The 1,001-nt window shown below is 46.6% G+C and carries 1 protein-coding gene; it reads right to left on the bottom strand.

Features of this window, described 5'->3' with window-relative positions:
* Positions 1-1,001, bottom strand: a 1,001-nt coding sequence (locus tag ACWATR_RS40410; protein WP_460346109.1) for a phosphopantetheine-binding protein, incomplete at both ends; no start/stop codon positions are given.

The raw sequence follows: 1,001 nt of genomic DNA, 5'->3' as shown, positions 1-1,001 counted from the left end.
CTAAGGCAACTTGATTAAGAGTTCCGACTAGACGCAAAGCCATAGGAATGTTGTATATGGCACTGTTCGGCTCGAACTGGTCTAAAAACCAAAGACGCTGTTGAGCATAAGACAGTGGTAATTCTGCATTCTCTGCCCTTGGTGAGATGGGTGGAGAAACCAATTCTAAGTCTTGTTGCTGCAATTGCTCAATCGATCGCGCCAATTCGGCAACTGTTGTTCTGGCAAAGAACTCACGCAATGGTAGTTCCACTTTGAAAATGTTGCGGATACGTGAAACTAGTTGCGTTGCTAGTAGTGAGTGTCCCCCAAGTTCAAAGAAGTTATCATATATGCCTACTTGGTCTACTTTTAGGGCTTGTGTCCAAATTTGCGTCAGTATTTCTTCAATTGGGCTACGCGGGGCGACAAAACTTATTTTCAGTCCCTCACGAGAGTCTGGCGCTCTCAATGCGCGACGGTCTACCTTGCCGTTGGGAGTCAGAGGTAAAGACTCTAGCATCACAAAAGCATGAGGTATCATGTATTGTGGCAGTTGACTAGAAAGAAGCGATCGCAACTGGCTGATTGTAGCTGGATGCTGTTTATGTCCTACCACGTAGGCGACTAAGCGTTTATCACCAGGATTATCTTCGCGGGCAATAACACAAGCCGCCTGCACATCGTCATGTTGGTTCAGTAATTCTTCAATTTCTCCCAACTCAATGCGGAAGCCCCGAATTTTTACCTGATTGTCGATGCGTCCCAGGTATTCAATATTGCCATCTGGTAAATAGCGTACTAAATCTCCGGTTTTATAAAGTCGGGGACTGGGGATTGGGGATTGGGGATTAGGAAGAATTTCTGCTCCTCTGCTCCCCTGCTCCCATGCTCCCCTGCTTCGACCGAAGGGATTGGGAATAAATTTTTCTTTTGTCAACTCTGGACGGTTAAGGTAGCCTCTGGCTAATCCCGCACCACCAATATACAATTCACCTGGTACACCAATCGGTACTGGTTGC

It is taken from the genome of Nostoc sp. UIC 10890 (genome assembly GCF_054786515.1).
Note: the sequence above shows the minus strand (reverse complement) of the source record. Positions and strands in the feature narration are given on the sequence as shown.